The sequence below is a fragment of the Streptomyces torulosus genome, from assembly GCF_001419765.1.
GTDB classification, from domain to species: domain Bacteria; phylum Actinomycetota; class Actinomycetes; order Streptomycetales; family Streptomycetaceae; genus Streptomyces; species Streptomyces torulosus.
The window spans coordinates 1-1,606 of the sequence record NZ_LIRK01000947.1 but is presented as its reverse complement, the minus strand read 5'-3'; the positions used below and the strand labels follow the sequence as shown (position 1 = coordinate 1,606).

The window sequence follows — 1,606 nt, the reverse complement described above, 5'->3', positions numbered from 1 at the left end:
CCTCAGGCCTCCCCGGCGTCGCGTGTGAGCGGTGGTTCGTCGGGGGTCGGGAGGGCCGGGCCGAAGAGGACCGCTCGGGCCACCTTCGGGGCGAAGAGGGCGCTCAGGGGCTCCCTGAGGGTGAGGGCGGAGCGGAAGGCGCGGCCCACGACGGGGTCGCCCGGGGTGCGTTCCTGGACGCGGCGCAGATACCACCCGGCGACCCGGTCGGCGGGCCGTACGACGGCGGCGTTGCCGACCGCTCCGGGCATCTTCTTGTCCGCCCCGGCCGAGATGTCCCACGCCTGCCGGGACGCGGCGAGCAACGCCTTCTGCACGCGGCGCGTGGTGGGCGTACGGCGCGGATCGGCGAGGGCGTCCCGCAGCGCGACCGCGCTCAGCGCGGCGACGGCCATGCCCTGCCCGTAGATCGGGTTGAACGTGCACAGCGCGTCGCCGGTCGCCAGGAACCCGGCGGGGCGGCGGCCCGGCAGGTCGTAGCGGCGCCGGACGTTGGCGGTCCGCCGGAACCCGGACACCGGGGAGAGCGGCTCGGCATCGCGCATCCAGCGGTGCACCACCGGATGCGGGAGCCGCTTGGCGTACGTCTCGAACTCCTCCTCGTCCGTGGGCGGTTCGTCGCCGCGCAGCCCGGAGAAGGTGGCGAGATGGGTGCCGTCCTCCAGGGGCAGCACGACGACGCCGTACGGCTGGTCGGGGTTGGGGACGACGTAGAACCCGAGGGTCGCGGCACTCGCGTCGCCACCGAGCGTTCCGGTCGTGTCGCGGTAGACCCGGGAGGCGTAGGCGAGGCCGGTGTCGATGGTCTCCTCGTGCGGCGCCTCGGCCCCGACGGCCGTCAGCCAGCGCGGGGCCTTGGTGCCGCGCCCGGATGCGTCGACGACCAGGTCGGCGGCCAGTTCGCGCTGTTCGCCCCGAGCGCCGTCGCCGCGCTCGCGGAGCAGCACACCGCGTACGCGGGACGCGTTGCCGAGCAGCCCCACGGTCTCGGTGCCCTCGACGAGGGTGACGGAGGGGTTCGCCAGGACCCGGCGTCGGATCAGCCGCTCGATCTGCGCCCGCGAGCCGGTGTGGATGTGCGTCGACGCGGGCACCCGCCGGAACCAGCGGCCGCTCTGCCACTGCACGATGTCCTCCGGCATCCCCACACGCGGCGCGCCCGCCGCCCGCAGCTCCTCCATGAACCCCGGCAGCAGCGCCTCCAGGGCGAGTTGGCCGCCCTCCAGCAGGACGTGCGGGTGCCGGCTCTGCGGTACGCCGGGCCGGGGCGCCGTACCCGCGAGGGTGCTCCGGGCGGCGCCGGCGCCGAGGGTGGGCTCGGTATCGGAATCGGCATCGGCATCGGCAGGGAAGCGGTCGCGTTCCACGATCGTCACTCTCTGGGCGTGCCCGGCGAGGACGTGCGCGGCGAGCAGCCCCGCGAGACTGCCCCCGACGACGACCGCGTGCCGGCCGGCCGAGCCGCCCGATCCCGCCGATTCCCAACGGCTGTCCGCCCCACCCGAGTTCACCGAACGTGCTCCCTTTTCCGGAGATTCCCTGCGACCTGACACCAGTATCACCGCGCCCGGCCAACCGCCCCCACGGCTCACCGACGCCTGCCCTC

At 75.0% G+C, this 1,606-nt stretch carries 1 protein-coding gene; it reads right to left on the bottom strand.

Annotated features, from left to right (window positions below; translation table 11 throughout):
- Positions 1 to 2 precede the first annotated feature (2 nt).
- A complete protein-coding gene (locus AOK23_RS42910; RefSeq protein ID WP_055717786.1) occupies positions 3 to 1,415 on the bottom strand; it encodes an FAD-dependent oxidoreductase in 1,413 nt (470 codons plus the stop codon).
- Positions 1,416 to 1,606: the final 191 nt, after the last annotated feature.